This window comes from Zavarzinia sp., assembly GCF_041650655.1.
Lineage (GTDB): Bacteria > Pseudomonadota > Alphaproteobacteria > Zavarziniales > Zavarziniaceae > Zavarzinia.
Map to the genome: position 1 here is coordinate 20,707 of NZ_JBAZKR010000039.1, position 18,595 is coordinate 39,301.

Annotated in this window: 19 protein-coding genes; 11 read left to right on the plus strand and 8 right to left on the minus strand. The window is 68.3% G+C overall.

Annotation, left to right across the window (positions count from 1 at the left end; translation table 11 throughout):
• Nucleotides 1-29 precede the first annotated feature (29 nt).
• Both WC493_RS10845 and hemC read right to left on the minus strand, forming a co-directional pair.
• Entirely contained in the window at nucleotides 30-734 is a 705-nt protein-coding gene (locus WC493_RS10845) for a uroporphyrinogen-III synthase (protein ID WP_373065461.1), read from the minus strand.
• 7 nt (nucleotides 735-741) lie between these two features.
• Nucleotides 742-1,656 carry a hydroxymethylbilane synthase gene (hemC, locus tag WC493_RS10850; protein WP_373065463.1) on the minus strand — a complete coding sequence of 305 codons (915 nt, stop codon included), beginning with the start codon at nucleotides 1,654-1,656 and terminating at the stop codon, nucleotides 742-744.
• A gap of 64 nt (nucleotides 1,657-1,720) precedes the next feature.
• On the opposite strand from hemC, the gene tsaD reads away from it, so the two are divergent.
• The gene (gene tsaD, locus WC493_RS10855) at nucleotides 1,721-2,767 is read left to right on the plus strand and encodes a tRNA (adenosine(37)-N6)-threonylcarbamoyltransferase complex transferase subunit TsaD (protein ID WP_373065465.1); all 1,047 of its coding nucleotides are present in this window, start codon (nucleotides 1,721-1,723) and stop codon (nucleotides 2,765-2,767) included.
• Nucleotides 2,768-2,779: 12 nt separating this feature from the next.
• Nucleotides 2,780-4,357, plus strand: a complete 1,578-nt coding sequence (locus WC493_RS10860; protein ID WP_373065467.1) for an LA2681 family HEPN domain-containing protein — start codon at nucleotides 2,780-2,782, stop codon at nucleotides 4,355-4,357.
• A 1,028-nt stretch (nucleotides 4,358-5,385) separates the two neighbouring features.
• Here the strand turns inward: WC493_RS10860 and WC493_RS10865 are convergent.
• Nucleotides 5,386-6,006, minus strand: coding sequence for a TetR/AcrR family transcriptional regulator (locus WC493_RS10865; protein WP_373065469.1), 621 nt, complete (start codon nucleotides 6,004-6,006; stop codon nucleotides 5,386-5,388).
• A gap of 173 nt (nucleotides 6,007-6,179) precedes the next feature.
• Between WC493_RS10865 and WC493_RS10870 the strand changes: the two genes are divergently transcribed.
• The gene (locus WC493_RS10870; RefSeq protein ID WP_373065471.1) at nucleotides 6,180-6,464 is read left to right on the plus strand and encodes a YciI family protein; all 285 of its coding nucleotides are present in this window, start codon (nucleotides 6,180-6,182) and stop codon (nucleotides 6,462-6,464) included.
• A gap of 14 nt (nucleotides 6,465-6,478) precedes the next feature.
• Nucleotides 6,479-6,892 carry an EVE domain-containing protein gene (locus WC493_RS10875; RefSeq protein WP_373065473.1) on the plus strand — a complete coding sequence of 138 codons (414 nt, stop codon included), beginning with the start codon at nucleotides 6,479-6,481 and terminating at the stop codon, nucleotides 6,890-6,892.
• On the opposite strand, the gene WC493_RS10880 is transcribed toward WC493_RS10875, so the two are convergent.
• The gene (locus WC493_RS10880) at nucleotides 6,882-7,484 is read right to left on the minus strand and encodes a thiamine phosphate synthase (RefSeq protein WP_373065475.1); all 603 of its coding nucleotides are present in this window, start codon (nucleotides 7,482-7,484) and stop codon (nucleotides 6,882-6,884) included. The two genes, WC493_RS10875 and WC493_RS10880, sit on opposite strands and share 11 nt — an antisense overlap.
• Here WC493_RS10880 and WC493_RS10885 point away from each other — a divergent pair.
• Entirely contained in the window at nucleotides 7,474-8,169 is a 696-nt protein-coding gene (locus WC493_RS10885; protein ID WP_373065477.1) for a YggS family pyridoxal phosphate-dependent enzyme, read from the plus strand. The genes WC493_RS10880 and WC493_RS10885 overlap by 11 nt on opposite strands.
• On the opposite strand, the gene WC493_RS10890 is transcribed toward WC493_RS10885, so the two are convergent.
• The 3 genes from WC493_RS10890 to ribA form a co-directional block, all read right to left on the minus strand.
• A complete protein-coding gene (locus WC493_RS10890) occupies nucleotides 8,154-8,678 on the minus strand; it encodes a L,D-transpeptidase (RefSeq protein ID WP_373065479.1) in 525 nt (174 codons plus the stop codon). The genes WC493_RS10885 and WC493_RS10890 overlap by 16 nt on opposite strands.
• Before the next feature lie 123 nt (nucleotides 8,679-8,801).
• Nucleotides 8,802-9,725: a hypothetical protein gene (locus tag WC493_RS10895; RefSeq protein WP_373065481.1), complete on the minus strand. Its 924-nt coding sequence runs from the start codon at nucleotides 9,723-9,725 to the stop codon at nucleotides 8,802-8,804.
• A 120-nt stretch (nucleotides 9,726-9,845) separates the two neighbouring features.
• Nucleotides 9,846-10,934 (minus strand): GTP cyclohydrolase II, encoded by a 1,089-nt coding sequence (gene ribA, locus WC493_RS10900; protein ID WP_373065483.1) that lies wholly within the window; start codon nucleotides 10,932-10,934, stop codon nucleotides 9,846-9,848.
• Nucleotides 10,935-11,118: 184 nt separating this feature from the next.
• Between ribA and WC493_RS10905 the strand changes: the two genes are divergently transcribed.
• The 6 genes from WC493_RS10905 to WC493_RS10930 all read left to right on the plus strand — a co-directional run bounded on the left by WC493_RS10905 (nucleotide 11,119) and on the right by WC493_RS10930 (nucleotide 17,635).
• A complete protein-coding gene (locus tag WC493_RS10905; RefSeq protein ID WP_373065485.1) occupies nucleotides 11,119-11,730 on the plus strand; it encodes a winged helix-turn-helix domain-containing protein in 612 nt (203 codons plus the stop codon).
• A 122-nt stretch (nucleotides 11,731-11,852) separates the two neighbouring features.
• Complete coding sequence (gene thrS / locus WC493_RS10910) at nucleotides 11,853-13,772, plus strand: threonine--tRNA ligase (protein ID WP_373065487.1); 1,920 nt, start codon at nucleotides 11,853-11,855, stop codon at nucleotides 13,770-13,772.
• A gap of 14 nt (nucleotides 13,773-13,786) precedes the next feature.
• On the plus strand, nucleotides 13,787-14,938 hold the full coding sequence (locus tag WC493_RS10915; RefSeq protein ID WP_373065489.1) for a glycosyltransferase family 4 protein: 1,152 nt from the start codon (nucleotides 13,787-13,789) through the stop codon (nucleotides 14,936-14,938).
• A complete protein-coding gene (locus WC493_RS10920) occupies nucleotides 14,935-15,711 on the plus strand; it encodes a glycosyltransferase family 2 protein (RefSeq protein ID WP_373065491.1) in 777 nt (258 codons plus the stop codon). Before WC493_RS10915 ends, WC493_RS10920 begins: the two co-directional genes overlap by 4 nt.
• Nucleotides 15,708-16,778, plus strand: a complete 1,071-nt coding sequence (locus WC493_RS10925; protein WP_373065493.1) for a glycosyltransferase family 2 protein — start codon at nucleotides 15,708-15,710, stop codon at nucleotides 16,776-16,778. The genes WC493_RS10920 and WC493_RS10925 overlap by 4 nt, the downstream gene beginning before the upstream one ends.
• Nucleotides 16,775-17,635 carry a glycosyltransferase family 2 protein gene (locus WC493_RS10930; protein ID WP_373065495.1) on the plus strand — a complete coding sequence of 287 codons (861 nt, stop codon included), beginning with the start codon at nucleotides 16,775-16,777 and terminating at the stop codon, nucleotides 17,633-17,635. The genes WC493_RS10925 and WC493_RS10930 overlap by 4 nt, the downstream gene beginning before the upstream one ends.
• On the opposite strand, the gene WC493_RS10935 is transcribed toward WC493_RS10930, so the two are convergent.
• The coding region (locus tag WC493_RS10935) for a glycosyltransferase (protein WP_373065497.1) at nucleotides 17,611-18,595 on the minus strand (985 nt) is incomplete at its 5' end. The two genes, WC493_RS10930 and WC493_RS10935, sit on opposite strands and share 25 nt — an antisense overlap.

An 18,595-nucleotide genomic window follows, 5' to 3' on the forward strand; every position in this document is an offset into this window, starting at 1 on the left:
TCGAACGGTCAAGGCGATCATCCCGGGCGTTACGCGGCGATCAGGGCGACGAGATCGGCTTCGGTCGGGGCCGCCGCCACCGCCACGCGGCCGAAGCCGAGGGGCGAAGCCGCCGCCGCCACCGCTGCCGACAGGCAGTAGGCCGTCCCGCCGCCGAAGTCGGCCCCCGGCACGCAAGACCGCGCGAGGGTAACAAAGGTCGCCGCAGTGCGGGGAGAGAAAAACAGATAGCCGTCGAAGCCGCCGGCCGCCAGCGCCGCGGCGACCTCGGGGGCAAAGCCCGTGGCCGGCACCGAATCATAGAGGGTGACGCGCTCGACCGCGAAACCGCGCCGGCCGAGCGCCCCCGCGAGATCGCCCGCGATAGCACCGCCGGTGGCATGGATCAGCCGCCCGGCGCCCGGATCGGCCGTGCGCGCCACCAGTTCGGCCAGGTCGTCGACATCGCCGCCCGCCGAATGGACGGTGGCGAAGCCGGCCTCGCGGGCCTTGCGCGCCGTCGAATCGCCCACGGCATAGACGGCCAGGTCGCGCCTTCCGGTCGCCGCGGCGAGACCGGCGAGGCCGCTCGCGCTGGTGATCAGGAAACCCTGGGCGCCGGCGGTATCGATCGTCACACCCGGCCGCGGCACGATCTCGATCATCGGCGCCACGGTGCAATGGTGCCCGGCCGCCGTCAGCACCGCGGCCAGGCGGGCGGCTTCGGCCGGAATCCGGGTGATCAGCAGGCGCACGCCCGCCTCAACGGCCCAGCAGGGCGGCAGCGCCGCGGTCGAGCAGCTCGCGCGCCGCGGCTTCGCCGATGGCGACCGCGTCGACGGCCTGGCCACGGCGTTCGACGGCCAGGCGCCGGCTGCCGTCGGGCGCCAGGGTCTCGCCCAGGAAATGCAGGCCGCCCGCGGCGTCGAGCCGGGCGAGGCCGGCGATCGGCGTCTTGCAGGAACCGTCGAGGACGCGCAGGAAGGCCCGCTCGCAGGCGGCGGCAAGCCCGCTCGGGGCATGGTTCAGGGGCGCGAGCAGGGCGGCCGTGCGGGCATCCTCCGCCCTATATTCGACCCCGATGATGCCCTGGGCGATCGCCGGCAGCAGGACTTCCGGCTCCAATATGCCGTCCGCCCGATCCGCCATTCCCAGGCGGCGGAGCCCGGCGAGGGCGAGGAAGGTGGCATCGAAGGCGCCCTCGGCGATCTTGTTCAGCCGGGTGCCGACATTGCCGCGGAGCGGTTCGACCACCAGGTCCGGCCGTCTGGCGCGGAGCTGGGCGCCGCGGCGGAGCGAGGCGGTGCCGACCCGGGCGCCCGGCGCGAGGGCGTCGAGCGAGGCGGCGCCGATCAGGGCGTCGCGCGGGTCCTCGCGCTCCAGGAAACAGTCGATCACCAGGCCGGGCGGCAGCACGGTCGCCACATCCTTCATCGAATGCACGGCGAGATCGATGGTGCCGTCGAACAGCGCCTCCTCGATCTCCTTGGTGAACAGGCCCTTGCCGCCGATCTCGGCCAGGGTGCGGTCCAGCACGCGGTCGCCCGTCGTCTTGATGACGATGATTTCGGCGGGCGCGAGGCCCGGATTCCGCGCCGAGAGCAGGTCCCGCACCATATGCGCCTGGGCGAGTGCCAGCGGGCTGCCGCGCGTTCCTATCTTTAGGTCGACTTGCAAGATGCCTGTTTCCGATGTTACGGCACGTGCTTAACACTCGATAAGGTCAGATGGAAACCCCCACATGACCGAGTCCCCCCTGGTGCTCGGCATCGAATCCTCCTGCGACGAGACGGCGGCGGCGGTGGTCGCGGGCGACCGGCGCATTCTCTCGAACGTCGTGCTGTCGCAGCTCGACGACCACCGGGCCTATGGCGGCGTGGTGCCGGAGATCGCCGCGCGCGCCCATGTCAGCCATCTCGACCGCCTGATCGCCCAGGCCCTGCGGGAAGCCGGCGTGACCCTGGCCGAGATCGACGCGGTGGCGGCGACCGCGGGGCCGGGCCTGATCGGCGGTGTGATCGTCGGCCTCACCATGGGCAAGGCCCTGGCGCTCGGTGCCGGCAAGCCCTTCGTCGGGGTCAATCACCTCGAAGGCCATGCCCTGACGCCGCGCCTGGTCTCCGGCCTCGAGTTTCCCTATCTCCTGCTGCTGGTCTCCGGCGGCCATTGCCAGCTCCTCGCGGTCGAAGGCGTGGGGCGCTACCGCCGCCTCGGCACCACGATCGACGATGCGGTGGGCGAAGCCTTCGACAAGACGGCGAAGCTCCTCGGCCTCGGCTATCCCGGCGGCCCGGCGGTGGAAGCCGCGGCGGCCACGGGCGATCCTGCCCGCTTCACCTTGCCGCGCCCCATGTTCGGCCGGCCCGGCTGCGACTTTTCCTTCTCCGGCCTGAAGACGGCGGTGCGCGAGACCGCCGCCAGCCTGCCCCAACCCCTCAGCGCACAGGACCGGGCCGACCTCGCCGCCAGCTTCCAGGCCACCGTGGGCGCCGTCATGGTCGACCGCACGCGAAGGGCCATCGCCCTGATGCCCAAGGGCACTCCCCTCGTGGTTGCGGGCGGCGTCGCCGCCAACAAACACCTGCGCGCCCGCCTCGAAGCCCTGGCGGCCGAAACCGGCATCGCCTTCGTCGCCCCGCCCATCCGCCTCTGCACCGACAACGGCGCCATGATCGCCTGGGCCGGCCTCGAACATTTCCGCCAAGGCGAAACCGACCCCCTCGACCTCAAACCCCGCGCCCGCTGGCCGCTGGATGCGGCGGCCGCGATGCCGGGGGCGAAGGCTTAGGGGGGGCCATCGATGGCGGCCGAAGACATCGAGAAGCTGCGAGAACGCTCGATCAGCAAGCTCGATACCGACGCTGCGCTTGACCATGTCGGCACTCTCATCGACCGGTCACTTGATGCCAGATTTGGGCGTGGCGCGGATCGCGCGCTTTATCTGTTGGAAGAGCTTTCGAAGCGAGATTTGCATCCCAAACAGGGAGCTCTCCTGGAGTATTTCCGCGCCAACGCCTGGGGGTTGAAGGAGGATGTCGCAGGTGATCGCGGTTCATGGGCTTGGGAACACCCAGGACGCGAACAGCAGATACTCGCTCTTTCGCGGGCCGTCGTACATCCAGGGTTCCTCGAACTCGACGTTGTTCGCCGCTGCCAGATCCTGACCAACCGGGCGAACCAACTCAACACGATCGGACGCCTTATCGATGCGATTGAAGTATGGGATGCCGCTCTTCGCATCATTCCGGGATTTGCTATGGCTCAGGCCAATCGAGGCTATGGACTCAGGCACTACAGTAGTCTCCTGGACGATGACCGCGAGCGTGCGATCCTTCTTCTTCATGCTTACGATGGACTTGTCGCGGCGACCGCCGCGGGTGCAACATTTGACGCTGTTTATCCAGCTGCCGTTCTAAGTCAGATCGCGGAAGCAGCAGACGAATGCGCTGGGGCGGCGGATTTTGATCGTATTCGGGCGCAGCAAAATCTTGATGGACCGTCGCTTGGGCGGAACAAGGCGGAGCGTTCCTACAGGCAATGGTGTCTCGACAACCGGTTGTTTTTGAATGTGCTCAACGATTTGGGCGCGCATTCTGCGGCTGCTTCCGACGATCTCGTCTTGCCACCGATCGGCGAAGAATTTGACGAGCGTCCCGGTGTCGTTACGCCACCTCATATCGTCGGTTTTTTCAACCAGATGAAACAGGAATACACGTCGGCACGCTTCATGTTGTATGAGGGACTTCAAGATACGAAAGTGCATTTCGCCGACCGTGGTGTGTTTCTGTTAAATACTTTAGATTTTCCGCTTCATTCGCTTGCGACTGAGCGCGTTCGTACTGCATTTCGCCTTGGTTATTCTCTGCTCGATAAAGTGGCGTTCTTCGTCAACCACTATTGGAAATTGGGAAAAAACCCAGATCGAATCTACTTCAAAAATGTCTGGATGGTCGAAGGCAAAACGCAGCTTCTTGACTGCTTCAAGGCGTACGAAAATTGGCCGCTGCGCGGGCTCTACTGGCTCTCGAAGGAGCTGTTCGACGATGAGCTCGAGCACACAACGGCAGCCGATGCGCGCGAACTGCATGATATCCGTAACGCGCTTGAGCACAAATACCTTCAGGTCCACGAAGGCTGGGCGTGGCCAATCATTGCTGGGCCGCCAAGCGCCCATGGTTTGGGGCTGTCTGTCGCCAGCGATCTGCTTGAGGCCAAGGCGAGGCGCGTGATGAAGATCGCACGATCAGCATTGATCCAACTCGTCCTGGCTATTGGGGTCGAAGAGCGTGCCCGCGTGTGGAACGGGCCCGGCACTCTCGTCGGAACCATGCCGCTTTACGGGCTCGAAGATCGACGGAAGCGCCGCGACCCTATGTAGCATCGGGGAGAAGGGCGGCGACGCCAACAAAAAAACCCGGTCCAGGCGGGGCCGGGACCGGGTCAGGTTCGGCCCGTTTGCGCGACGGGCCTCAGGGTGGAGGGCGGGGTGCGCCCTCCGGGGAAGGGGTGCCGAGGGGGTGGCCTCGGGGAACTCGGGGGAGGGCGCGGCCCTCCGGGTGGTGTGGCTGGGCTCAGACCAGGCCGACGTTCTGGGCGGTCTGGGCCGCCAGGGCCAGGGCATAGGCGGCGACCACGGCCAGGGTCAGGCGGTCGAACAGGCGGGCGGTCAGGAACTTGGTCATTTCGGTGGTCCTTCGTGTCTCTTGTTTCGTTGGATGTCGCCGCCCGCGTCAGGCGATCGCGGCGATGTTGCCGGCGCTCTCGATCACCAGCGCGGCGGCGTAGAGCAGCACCACGACAGTGGCCAGGCGGCCGAAGATTGCGTTGAAGCCCAGCTTTTCCATCGCGGGTCTCCGTTCCTTCGTGTTGCGGTTCAGGCCAGCAGGTTGCCGGTCATCTGAACCAGGGCGGCCGCGCTGTAGGTCAGCACGACCAGGGTCGCGATACGGCCGAAGCTGAGGTGCCCGGCGATCTTCGTGATGGTCGTCATGTCCATCCTCCACTCGGTCGTCCGGCGGGGTCCCCTCGGGTCCGCTATCGCCTGAACGATGAATAATAAATATCTCAAGATTTATTCACTGCAAGGGGAATCTGCGGGGTTTCTGTAAATTTTTTCCGATCCGTTCACTCTTCAGGCGCGACATTCTGACGCAAAGCGAGGGTTTCCGCGGATTTCCGTGAAAATCGGGAAAAATGTTCAGCCGTCACGGCCCGGCGGAATCGACCAAAGGAGGGGGCGATTCCGCCTTTGCTGAACGATCTGGGGATGCGTTCCCGATATGACAAGGAGTCAGTTTGCCGCGGAGGGGCGGCAAGCGGTCGCACGGAGGGCGCAGAGGGGTGCCGTCGAAGGGGAGCGCCGAGGAGGTGGAAGCGCCGAAAGGGAAGCGCCGAAGGGGAATGCCGTCAGGCGGCGTCCGCGGGCTTGGCGGCGCGGGCTTCGCGGCGGCACAGGCCGTTGATCAGGAGATCGATCACGCCCGCGGCCTCGCGCTCGAGCTTGTCGAGGGTGAGGCCGGAGAAGAGCTGGGGATAGCGGAACTTGAAGGTGGCGGACTGGATCATCTCGGCGGTGAAATTCACGTCCTCGATGTCGAATTCGCCGTTGGCATTGCCCATGGCCAGGATCTCGGCAATCAGCGAGCGCACCCGGGCCAGGCCCTCGTTGGCGACATGGGGGCGCTCGCGCGCCACGATCTCGGCCATCTCGATCCAATGCTGGTCCTTCTCGAGCTCGTGGAAAGTGATTTCCATCTGCTCCATCAGGAAGCTGCGCAGCCGTTCGACCGCCGTGATATTGGGCCGGCGCACCACCTCGCGCAGCCGCTCGGCCGTGCGGATGAAGCTCTGCCGGGCGATTTCCTCGGCGATGTCGAGCTTGGACATGAAGTAGCGGTAGAGGTTGCCGGCCGACATCTTGCAGTCGCCCGCCAGCTCCGCCATCGTCGTTTTGCCATAGCCATAGCGGGACAGCCGCTCCATCGCGGCTGTGATGATGGCTTGCTTGATTTCCTCGTGACGCTTCATCCCAGACGCAATTTATCGGCTGAATCCTGAACACTCAACATAACGTTCATGCTTCATAGGCCAAATTTGCAAGGAAATTCGGCATGTTGCAGAGCAGCATGAGAATTTTCTCATGTTCCGTTCAAATATGGTGTCAACTTCGCCGGCTCCGAAGAATCGTTGGAATGGCACCCATGCTCTTTGCTGTGATCTGCACCGACAAGCCCGGCGGCGGGCCGATTCGCGCGGCCAACCGGCCGGCGCACCTGGACTGGCTGAAGGCCGGCGGCGACCGGGTGAAACTGGCCGGTCCCTTCCTCGCTCCCGACCAGCAGGCGATGACCGGCAGCCTCCTGGTGCTCGAGGCCGAGGACGAGGCGGCGGTGCGCGCCTTCGCCGCGACCGACCCTTACGCCCAGGCCGGGCTGTTCTCCGCCGTGGAGTTCAAGCCCTGGCGCTGCGTCGTGGCGCAGCTCTAGGAACGGGGGCGGCGATGGCTCACTGGCTGGTCAAGACCGAACCGGGCGCCTGGTCCTGGGCCGATCAGGTCCGCGACGGCACCACCTTCTGGTCCGGTGTCCGCAATTATCAGGCTTCCAACAACCTGAAGGCCATGAAGAAGGGCGACCGCTGCTTCTTCTACCATTCGGTCAGCGAGAAGCAGATCGTCGGCGTGGTCGAGGTGGTGAAGGAATATTACCCGGACCATACGGACGAGAGCGGCCGCTTCGGCATGGTCGACTTGAAGGCGGTGAAGCCGCTGAAAACCCCGGTCACCCTCGACCAGGTGAAGGAAGATCCGGCGCTCAACCACCTCGCCCTGGTGAAACAGTCGCGCCTCTCGGTCATGCCGGTCGACGACGCGGCCTGGGCGCGGATCTGCGAACTCGGCGGCATCAAGGCCTGAAGGCGCCGATCGCGGCGATGCCGGCCGCGCCGCTGCCGGCCAGGCGCCCGACCGTCGTCCCGTCGATCCCGCCCAGGGCATAGACGGCAAGACCCGGCACCCGGCGGACCAGCCCGGCGAAGCGGACGATACCCAGGTGGGGCGCGCCCGGATGGCTCGCGGTCGGCAGCACGGGTGACAGCAGCACGGCCGAAACCCCGGCCCGTCTCGCCCGGATCAGGGCGGCCATGCCATGGGCGGCGGCGGTGGCGAAGCCCCGCACCCGGGGCGGCAGGCGCTTCTCCGGCCAATGCACCCCGGCCCGGAGCTGCCGCGCCAAGGTGGGATCCCCCGCCACCAGCAGGCGAAGGCCGCGCCGCCGGCAGACGGACGCGAGCGCCAGCCCGAGGGCGAGGCGCGCCCCGGCCGGCAGGTCGCCGTCGCGCAGGATCACCAGGCTGCCGCGCGGCAGAAGGGCCACGGCGGCGACAGGATCGGGCAGGCGGGCGCGGTCGGTCAGCAGCACCAGGGGCGGCAATCGCCCGCAGGCCGCATGGCGGGCGTTGAGGCGGCGGGCGCCGGTTGCTAGGGTCTCTGCCGTCATGAGCACCATCGATTCTTCCGAAACCGTCGCCGATCGCCTGGCCTATGTCGAGGCGCGCATCGCCAAGGCGGAGCGCGGCGCCGGCCGGCCCGCCGGCTCCGTCCGCCTGGTCGCCGTCTCCAAGACCCACGAGGCGGAGGCGGTGCGCGAAGCCATCGCCGCCGGCCAGCGCCGTTTCGGCGAGAACCGGGTGCAGGAGGCGGAAGGCAAGTTCCCCGCCCTGAAGGCGGAATTCCCCGACCTCGAACTGCACCTGATCGGCCCCTTGCAGACCAACAAGGTGAAGGAGGCGGTCGCCCTCTTCGACGTGATCGAGACGGTCGACCGCGAGAAACTGGCTGCCGCCATCGCCCGCGCCAGCGAAGCCCAGGGCCGGCGCCCGCGCTGCTTCGTCCAGGTCAACACGGGCGAGGAACCGCAGAAGGCGGGCTGCCTGCCGGGCGAGACCGACGCCCTGGTCGCCCTCTGCCGCGACACCTACAAGCTCGACGTGGTGGGCCTCATGTGCATCCCGCCGGTCGAGGAGGAGCCGTCGCTCCATTTCGCCCTGCTGGGCAAGCTGGCGGCGCGGAACGGCCTCAGCGAGCTGTCCATGGGCATGTCCCATGATTACGAGACGGCGGTGCGCCTGGGCGCCACCTATGTCCGCGTCGGCACCGCGATCTTCGGCGCCCGGGCCTATCCCACCCCGTGAACGACCAGGCGTGAGGCGGGCGTCAGCCCGGCCACGATCGCCTTCAGATCATCCAGGGTGAAGGCGACGCAGCCGGCCGTCGGCCCGCCGTCGGCCCGCCTGACATGCAGGAAAATGGCGCTGCCCGCCCCCGGCACCACCGGATCGTCGTTGTGCCCGACTACGACGAGAAGATCGTATAGCGGATCGTCCCGCCACATCACCTCGTGACTGGCCGGATAGGGCAGGGCGACCGGCCGGTTGTAGGCGGGATCTTCGGGCGCATCGCACCAGCCGTCGCCCGGCGCCAGGGCCGCGACCAGCAGGCCGGACTCGGGCGCCGCGATCCGGTCCGGCCGGTAGAGCACGCGGCGGAGCGGCCAGGTCCCGGCCGGCGTGCCGCCGTCCCCTTCCCGCTTGTCCGCGACGATGCCGGCCCGGCCGAGCGCGGCGGCATAGCGTCGCCCGGCGAAGGTGACCGTGCCGTCCGGAAAGACTTCGACGTCCTGTGGACCGATTCCCTGTGTCATTCCGCCAGTCTAGAGCACCGGCGGAATGAGCGGCATTCCGCCGGTGCTCTGATTTTTTGATTTGACGCATCTTCGGACGGCGAACCGGATTCCACTTCGCCTGCAGATGCTCTAGCGCCCTCGTCAGGGCGCGGGCAGGGCCACGGCGGCGCCCGCCCCGCCGGCCCCGGCGGTGCTGTAGCGTTCGAGGTTGGCGCGCATCATGCGCAGGGCGGCGTCATAGCTCGACTTGTCGTCGGGGTGGATATCCATCGGCACCGGCCGGGGCGAGCGGCTGCCGCCACTGGCATGGGCCGGGAAGAAGCGGCGGCCGTCGGTCGAGCCGGCACTGGCGGTGACCACGGACGGCGTCGCGGCGATGGCGGCGGCGGCTTCGGCGGTGGCATCGGGCGCCGCGGCGGCGGCCTCGGCCGGTTTGGCGTCATCGGCCGGCTTGGCGCCGACCGAGCGGACCAGGGCGTCGAAGGCGGCCGGGCTCAGTTGCGGCACGCCCGAGGCGGCGGTGCGGCCAGTGGCGGGAGGTGTCGTGGTGGGGGGCGTCGCGGCGGCCACCTGGGTGGCGGCGGTGGTGGCAGCGCTGGCGGTGGCCGCAGGCGCGGTGGTGGCTTCGGCGATCAGGCCGCCGGGGCCGGCCGCGGGCTTGGCGCTGGCGATGGCGGTGGTGGCGGGCTTGCCGCCGTCGCCGATGCCGATCGCGGCCAAGGCCCGGGCGGCCGGGTCGGCGCCGCCGATCTGTTCGGCGACCGCGCTGGCGACCGCGACACCGGCGCCGATCGGCCCGCCATAGATCGTATCGCCCAGGATCTTCATGGCCGGCCGGATGGTATCGCCGGTAATCGCCCGATAGATCGAGGAGACGATGGGCAGGTGTTGCAGCGGGTTGATCACGTCCAGCACGTCGCCGAAGGACAGTTCTTCCTGGTCCGGCTTGTTGGTCAGGATGAAATCGGCGTCCACCGCGGTCACCTCGGCCCGCTTGCCCGGCATCAGGCGCGGCGGCCGCGCCTGGGTGGCGGCGGCGTCGGTCGTCGAAGCGGTTGCGGTCATGGTGGTCCTCCCGGTGTTCGGTCGGAACCCTGCAAGCCGCGGGCCAGGAATGGCGCCAGCGATTTCAACGGCTTAGGGCGGGGGTGAGGGCGACCCGGCAGCTTCTGCCGGGTCGAATGCTCACAGCAGGTGGCCGCTCTTCGCCTTCTTGGTGGCGAGATAGAAGCGGTTGTGATTATTGGCCGGGAAGGCGTGGGGCACACGCTCCACCACGTCGATGCCGCAGGCCTTCAGGCCCTCGACCTTCTCGGGGTTGTTGGTCAGCAGGCGGACGGCGGAAAAGCCCATCAGGCGCAGCATCTCGGCCGCCGGGCGGAAGATCCGCTCGTCCGGGTCGAAGCCCAGGCGCTCGTTGGCCTCGACCGTGTCGAAGCCCTGGTCCTGCAGGCGATAGGCCTTCAGCTTGTTCATCAGGCCGATGCCGCGGCCTTCCTGGGCGAGGTAGAGCAGCACGCCGCCGCCGGCTTCCGCGATGGTGCGGATGGCACCCCGGAGCTGTTCGCCGCAATCGCAGCGGAGCGAGCCCAGAAGGTCGCCGGTGAAGCATTCCGAATGCAGCCGGCCCAGTACGGGCAGGTGGCGGGGCGGATCGCCGATCAGGATGGCCAGATGCTCGATGCCGCCGTCCGGCGGGCGGAAGCCGATGATGCGCGCCTGTTCGGCATCGGCGAGCGGCACCCTGGCGTCGGAGACGATGCGAAGGCCGCGTGCCGCCGCCTCGTCGTAATCGGTGATGGCGTCGGCCGGGACCGAGAGCAGGCCCTCGTCGCCCGTGACATCGGCGACCAGGGCGGCAGGCAGCAGTCGGGCCAGCTTCAAGAGCTTCACCGCGGCGAATTCGGCCGCATAGGGCGAGCGGCGCAGGACCGAGAAGGGACCGCGCAGCGGATGGTCGAGGTCGACGGTCGGATCGGCCAGGGAGGCGATGGTGGCGGCGTCCAGCCCGGCCGAGAGCGGCAGGGCGACGGGATCGCCGACCAGGGGGCGGAGCTTCAGCGTGGCCGCGCGGCGATTGGTCAGCAACAGCCGGGCCTCGGCGCCGATGAAACCGGCGAGCCGTTCCGGGGTTGCATATTCGGCAGCGGAAACGCGCAGGGAATGACCGGCGCCATCGTTGACCACGACGTCGAGCCCGCGCCGCAGTTCCGAGACGGCGCGATCGACGATGACGAGGCCCGAGGCCGGTGAGGTACCGAAGGGTGACGACATGGCGCGCAGTCTAAGCACAGATCGGGCGGCCTTGCAGCCGCAGATGACGGACGCCGCGTCATGGCTCCCTTGCAGCGAAGCGGCGCCGGCCGCACAGTGGTCGATGATGCAGAATCGCCGTAAATCGAGCCGCCAGCCCGCCCCTATCCCCGCCCGTATCCTCGTCGCCGTCGAGGACGGGGTCTTGGCGCGCACGCTTGCGGAAGCGCTGGCGGGGGCCGGATTCGCGGTCGCCGCGGCGGCGGGGCCGGGGGCGGCGGCGGCGCATTTCGCCGAGGCGGACCTCGTGCTCGCCGATCGCGACGCGGTCGAGGGCGGCGCCGATGCCGTGCTGGCGGCGGAAGGCTGCACCCTGCCCATCGTCGCCCTGACCGGGGCGGACGATCCGAGGCCGCCCGCCGGGGCCGGCGGCCAAGTCATGCTGCTGCGGAAGCCCTTGCGTCTCGATGCCCTGGTCGACGGGGTGCGGGGCGGGCTCGCCGCCGGGGCGGGCGCCCTGGTGATCGGCCGCTGCCGCCTGTTCGCCACCTCGCGCACCCTGGTCGGGGCGGCCGGCGAGGCGGTCCGCCTGACCGACAAGGAAACCCAGATCCTGGCCCGGCTGGCCGCGGCGATCGGCCGCGTGGTGCCGCGGGAGACCCTGCTGGCCGACGTCTGGGGCTATGGCGCCGCCATCGCCACCCATACGATCGAGACCCATGTCTATCGCCTGCGCCGCAAGCTGGCCCAGGCCATGGCCGGCGGCGCCGACCTGATCCGGGCCGAGGACGGGGGCTATCGCCTGGCACTGGCCTGAAGCCGCTGTCTGGAGGCCGCCCATGCGCGGGCGTCGCTGCTGCCCGGTCCCGCCCGGCGCTTGACAGTTTGCGGCCGAGCCCCGAAGTTGCCGGGCCTACTCTCGGATCGGAGACCACAATCATGTCGGTATCGCTGACCCTGCCTGACGGCAGTCTGCGCTCCTATCCGGGGCCGGTCAGTGGCACTACCCTTGCCGCCGACATCGGCCCCGGTCTCGCCAAGGCCGCCCTCGCCATGCGCGTGGACGGCGAACTGGTCGATCTCGCCCAGGTCATCGAGCAGGACGCCAAGGTCGAAATCATCACGCGCAAGTCGGCCGAAGCGCTCGACCTGCTGCGTCACGACTGCGCCCACGTCATGGCGGAGGCGGTGCAGGAACTCTTCCCCGGCACCCAGGTGACGATCGGCCCCTCGATCGAAAACGGCTTCTATTACGATTTCGCCCGCGGCGAGCCCTTCACGCCCGACGACCTCGCGGTGATCGAGAAGCGCATGCACGAGATCGTCGAGCGCGACGAGGCGATCAAGCGCGAGGTTTGGGAGCGGGATGCCGCCGCCGCCTTCTTCCTGGACAAGGGTGAGATCTACAAGGCCGAGATCATCCGCGACATCCCGGCCGGCCAGAACATCAGCCTCTATAGGCAGGGCGACTTCATCGACCTCTGCCGCGGCCCCCATCTGCCCGCCACGGGCAAGCTCGGCCACGGCTTCAAGCTGATGAAGGTGGCCGGCGCCTATTGGCGCGGCGACCATCGCAACGCCATGCTCCAGCGCATCTACGGCACCTGCTGGCGCGACGAGAAGGAGCTGAAGGATTATCTCCATCAGCTCGAAGAGGCGGAAAAGCGCGACCATCGCAAGCTCGGCCGCGAGATGGACCTGTTCCACCTCCAGGAAGAGGCTGCGGGTTCGGTCTTCTGGCATGCCAAGGGCTGGACGCTCTACCGCATCCTGGAGAATTACATCCGCCGCAAGATCGAGGCCGACGGCTACGAAGAGGTGCGCACGCCGCAGCTCGTCGACAGCTCGCTCTACATCGCCTCGGGCCACTGGGAGATGTATGGCGACAACATGCTGAAAGTGCCGGTGGACGAGGGCAAGCGCATGTTCGGCGTGAAGCCGATGAACTGCCCCGGTCACGTGCAGATCTTCAAGCAGGGCCTGGTGTCCTACCGCGACCTGCCGATCCGCATGGCCGAATTCGGCTGCTGCCACCGCAACGAACCCTCAGGCGCGCTGCACGGCATCATGCGCGTGCGCCAGTTCGTGCAGGACGACGCCCATATCTTCTGCACCGCCGACCAGGTGGTGGAGGAGACCAAGAAGTTCTGCCGCCTGCTCGAATCCGTCTATGCCGACCTCGGCTTCTCCGACTTCAAGGTGATCCTGGCGACGCGCCCCGAAAAGCGCATCGGCACGGACGCCGAATGGGACAAGAACGAGGGCGACCTGGCCGCTGCCATCACCGAGGCGGGCCTCAGCTTCGAAGTCTCGCCCGGCGACGGCGCCTTCTACGGCCCCAAGATCGAATTCCATCTCCGCGACGCGATCGGCCGGACCTGGCAGTGCGGCACGCACCAGCTCGACAGCCTGCTGCCCCAGCGGCTCGACGCCAGCTATATCGCGGCCGACGGTTCGAAGCAGCGCCCCGTGATGCTGCACCGGGCCATTCTCGGCTCGCTGGAACGCTTCATCGGCATATTGATCGAGCATTACGCCGGTCACCTGCCGCTCTGGCTGGCGCCGACCCAGGCCGTGGTGGCGACCATCACCTCGGACGCCGACGGTTACGCAGAGCAGGTGGTGGCGGCCCTGAAGGCGCGCGGCCTCCGGGTCGAGCTCGATACGCGGAACGAGAAGATCAACCTCAAGGTCCGCGAGCATTCGCTGGTGAAGACGCCCTATATGCTCGTCCTCGGCAAGCGCGAGGCGGAAGAGGGCAAGGTCGCGCTGCGCAAGCTGCTCGGCGGCGAACAGGTCGTGCTGGGTCTCGACGATGCGGTCGCCCGCCTCGCCGAGGAAGCCCTGCCGCCGGCCTGACGAAAGACCGGCCCATGCATATCGTCGACGTCATCCCGTTCAAGGAACGCTATTCGGTGACGGCGGCGGGGGCGATCGCGCTCTGCGTCGACCAGATGGCGGGCGTTGAGACGGGTGAGGTCACGGTATTGGGCAAGGCGTGCCCCGATCCCCTGAGCGGGGCACGCCTGCAACCGGTGCCGTCCTTCTATCTGACCTGGCGCTTCAAGGCCGCCTATGTCATGGGCTGGGAGGCGCTGTTCTATTTCGAGGGGCTGCGGCGCGCACTCCGGCGGGCGAAGCCGGACGTCATCCACGTCCACAACCGGCCCCTGATGGCGGTGATGCTGCAACGGGAATTCCCCGAGGTCCCGGTCTTCCTGTTCCTGCACAACGATCCCATGGAAATGCGCGAGCTGCGCCCGCCCAAGAGCATCGGCGACCAGCTCGGCATCCTGGCCGGCATCATCGCCCTGAGCGGCTGGATCGAGGACCGGCTCTACGAGGCGGTGCCGGGCGTGCCGCGCCACCTGGTGCAGCGGATCGCCAATGTGGTGGCGACCGAGGCCGCCGCCATTCCCGACGACGAGCTCTTCGCCGGCAAGGAGAAGGTGGTGCTCTTCGTCGGCCGCATCGTCGGCAGCAAGGGGGCGCTGCCCTTCGCCGAGGCGATGGCGCCCCTGCTCGATGCCCACCCCGATTGGCGCGCGGTGGCGCTGGGCGGCTTCCGCATGGGCACCACCGACTGTTCGCAACCGAGCGAGTATCAGACCGCCTTCCTCGATGCGGTGAAGCGCCACGAGCGGCTGAGCTTCCTCGGCCCCCGACCCTTCGCCGAAACCATGGACTGGATGCGCCGGGCGGCCGTACTGGTCGTCCCCTCGCGCCATAAGGAAGCCTTCGCCCGGGTCGCGGTCGAGGGCATGTTTTCGGGTGCTGCCCTCGCCGTCTGCAAGATGGGCGGGGCCTTGACCGAAATCGCACCGGAAGAATCCGGCGCCGTCCATTTCGACGCCCCGGCGGCCGACCAGATCGCCGCCGCCGTCGGCCCCCTGATGGCCGACGATGCCGACCGCCTGGCGCGCGCGCGCCGCGGCCGGGCCTATGCCGAAGCGCATTACGCGCCCGCCGCCCTGGGCCGCAAGATCGACGAATTGCACCGGGCGGCCCTGGAGCAGCGGCAATGACGGCCGTAACGCTTCCGATCTCGGCCTTCGTCATCGCCAAGAACGAGGCGCCGACGATCGGCCGTGTGATCGACAGCGTCGCTGGCCTGGTCGACGAAGTGATCGTGATCGACAGCGGCAGCACCGACGGCACACAGGCGATCTGCGAACAGAAGGGCGCCCGCGTCGTCTTCAACGCCTGGCCCGGCTACGGCCCGCAGAAGCGTTTCGGCGAAGACCTGTGCCGCAACGACTGGGTCTTGAACCTGGACGGCGACGAAGTGGTCTCCGCCCCCCTGGCGGCGCAGATCCGTGCCCTTTTCGCGCCCTCGCCGGCGCTCGACGGCTATACGCTGGCGCGCCGCGTGGTGCTGCCGGGCGAGACGGCGCCGCGCCGCTTCGCCCCGGCCGACCATTGGCTGCGCCTCTATCGCCGCTCGGTCATGCGTTTCGCCGACAGCCCGGTGCACGACAAGGTGGTGATCCCCCCGGGGCAGAGGATCGGCCGCCTGGCGGGCGTGCTCGACCACTACGCCTTCCGCTCCTTCGGCCATCTGATCGCCAAATATAATTCCTATACCGACCTGCACGCCAAGACGGCCAAGCCCAAGGCGGCCGGGCCGCTGATCGCCAAGGCGCTGACCATCTTCCCCTTCGCCTTCCTGAAGGCCTATGTGCTGCGCCGGCATTTCGTGCTCGGCTGGTACGGCGTCTCCCTCGCCCTGCTGTTCGCCTTCTTCCGGGTGGCGAAATATACGAAGCAGCTCGAACGGGCCAAGGGGGTGACGCAGTGAGCCTGCGGACCCTGAGCCCGGTGGTGGAGCGCGCGGTCGGCGCCGACGTGCGCTGCATCGCCGTGCTGCTGGCCCACAACGAGGCGCTGCGCATCGAGGATTTCCTCCGCCATCACCGCGCTCTCGGCATCGGCCATTTCGTCATCGTCGACGACCGTTCGACCGACGCCACCCGCACCCTGATCGAAGGGATGCCGGACGTCTCGGTCTACGAGCCGAACGGCACCACCTACAAGCAGCACAAGGCCCAGTGGCGGGCGGAACTGGGGGCCCGCTACGGTGCCGGCCGCTGGCTCCTGTTCAGCGACATCGACGAGCTGCTGGTCTATCCCGGCTGCGAGAGCCGGCCGCTCGGCCGCCTGCTCGACCATCTCGAAGCCCAGGGCGCGGAAGCCCTGTTCACCCCCATGGTCGACATGTATGCGGCCGAGGCGCTGGACCGGAGCGCCTATCGCCGGGGCGAATCGATGCTGGAGCATTTTCCCTGGTTCGACGGCGACGGTTTCCGCCTGGCGCCGCCTTCGTCCAAGCATCTCCGCCGCTTCCCGACCCCCGGCCTCGACCTCCTGGGCGGTACGCGGGAGCGCCTGTTCGAGCGCCGCAACCCGCCGAACGCCTTCCAGCGCTGGCTGATCCGGCGCTTCCAGGGCCTCGACCGCACGCTGATGCCGGGGCCGCTCGAAGCCTTCTGCCTGCAACTGGTGAACGGCCTGGTGAAGCGCCGCTTCCCCCGGCCGCCGCTGGTCATGAGCAAGGTGCCGCTGGTCCGTTGGCGCGACGGCATGGCTTTCCCGGGCGGGCCGCATTCGCTGACCCCGCGGGTCGCGCTGGGTGACGTCTGGGGTGCCTTGCTGCATTTCAAATATATCGATGTCGCGGCCGAGACCGCCTATAAGGCGGCGCGCGGCCAGCACGCCAAGGGCAGCGTCCATTATCACGCCATGCTGGCCCAGCCCGAGAAATTCGCCAGGCCGGCGCTTTACGAAGGCTCGCGCCGCTATCGCTCCAGCGCCGATCTCCTGGCCTGCGGCCTGCTGCGCAGCAGCCCCGCCTGGGAGGCGCCATGACCATGCAGACCATGCCGGCGGCGAAACTGGTGGTCGCCTTCCCGGTCTACAACGGCGCACGCACGCTCGAAGGCGCCCTTCAGTGTATCGCCGACCAGGACTGCCGCGATTTTCGCGCCATCATCGTCGAGAACGGCTCGACCGACGAGACGCGGCAGATCGCAGAGGCCTTCTGTGCCCGCGACCCCCGCTTCCAGGTGATCCCGAACCAGAAGCACCTCGGCGTGATCGACAATTTCGTCCATACGATCGGCCTGGCCGCTTCGATGGGCGAATATTTCTGCCTGCGCGCGGCCGACGACAAGTCGAGCCCGGACTTCCTCTCGCGCCTGCTCGCCGCATTGGAGGCCGACCCCACCAAGATGCTGGCGGTCGGCGCCGCCGAGCGGATCTCGCCCGAGGGGCGGGAGCGGCTGACGCCCAAGCCCAATATCTTCGGCTTCGCCGAGCGGATCGCCCGGGGCAAGCCGCCGGGCAGCCTGCATTTCCCCTCCGAATGGTTCTACGGCGTCGTCCGCTCCAGGGGCGGGGCGGAGATCATGCTGCGCCGCTGGCCCGAGCTGGGCACGCCCTGGTGCGCCGCCTCCTATACGATCGCCGAATTCGTGGTGCGCGACATGGTCGCCTATGTCGAGGGGCCGGCCTATCACTTCTATCGGGGTTCCAGCTCGCCGACGCTCTATACCGCGAAGAGCCTGGCCGAGCGGATCCGCCAGCGCTGGCGCTATACGATGGGCTGTTTCCGGGTGCGTAAGAAGCTGCCGCCCATGTCGCTCTGGACCACCGTCCTGTTCTTCCACATGTGCTGGAAGGACGCCAAGCGGAAGACCGGCTACAAGCTGTTCGGCTTCCTCTGAACGCGGGCGAAGAAGTCGAGGTAGCGGTCGCAGATCACCTGCTTCGAATAATTCTGCCGCCAGGTCTCGCGGCCGGCCGCGGCGATCGCGCGGCGCAGGTTCTCGTCGTCCATGGCGCGGCGGATCGCCGCCGCCAGGCCCTCGACGTCGCCCGGATCGGCCTGTAGCCCGTTGACCCCGTCCTGCACCAGCCAGGCCTGGCCCTCGCAGCGGGTGGTGACGACCGGCAGGCCGACGCTCCAGGCTTCCAGCGTGACATTGCCGAGCGGTTCTTCGCGCGACGGAAAGACGCAGAGGTCGGCCGCCTTCAGCAGCGCCGCCTGGTCGGTGCGCCAGCCGAGGAAGCGGATCCGCTCGCCGAGGCCGGCCGCCGCTACCCGGCGCTTCAGATCCTCCTCGACCGGGCCGCGCCCGGCGATCCTGAGGTGCACATGGCCGGGCAGGCGGGCCATGGCGTCGATCAGCACGTCGAAGCCCTTGGAAAAGTCGAGCCGGCCGAGGGCCATGATCAGGAAGGCGCCGGGCGGCACCTCCAGCGTCGCGCGCTCTGCCGCCGGCTGGTCCGGCAGCTCGCCGAAATTGGTGATCAGCACGGCCCGCTCGGCCGGCCAGCCGTCGTCGACGATATGCTTCACGATGCCGGGCGTATTGCCGATCAGCCAGTCGCAGCTCTTGTAGTTGTGCACCGGGTACCAGCCGCCCAGCCGGCCGACACCGACCCAGGGCCCGCGCGGCAGGCGGCGCGCGGCGCGGTTCATCCAGGCCATCACGATGTCCGGCTGCTGTTGCTTCAGGGTCCGGCGCAGCAGGAGGCGGCCCCTGAGGTCGAACCATTTGCTGACCGGCAGCGTGGTCAGGGGCAGGCCGGTCGCCCGGGCGTCCTCGGTCAGTTGGGCGCCCTCGTTCACGATCAGATGCTGTTCGACGCCCCTTTCGGCCAGGGCGCGAGCGAGCTTGATG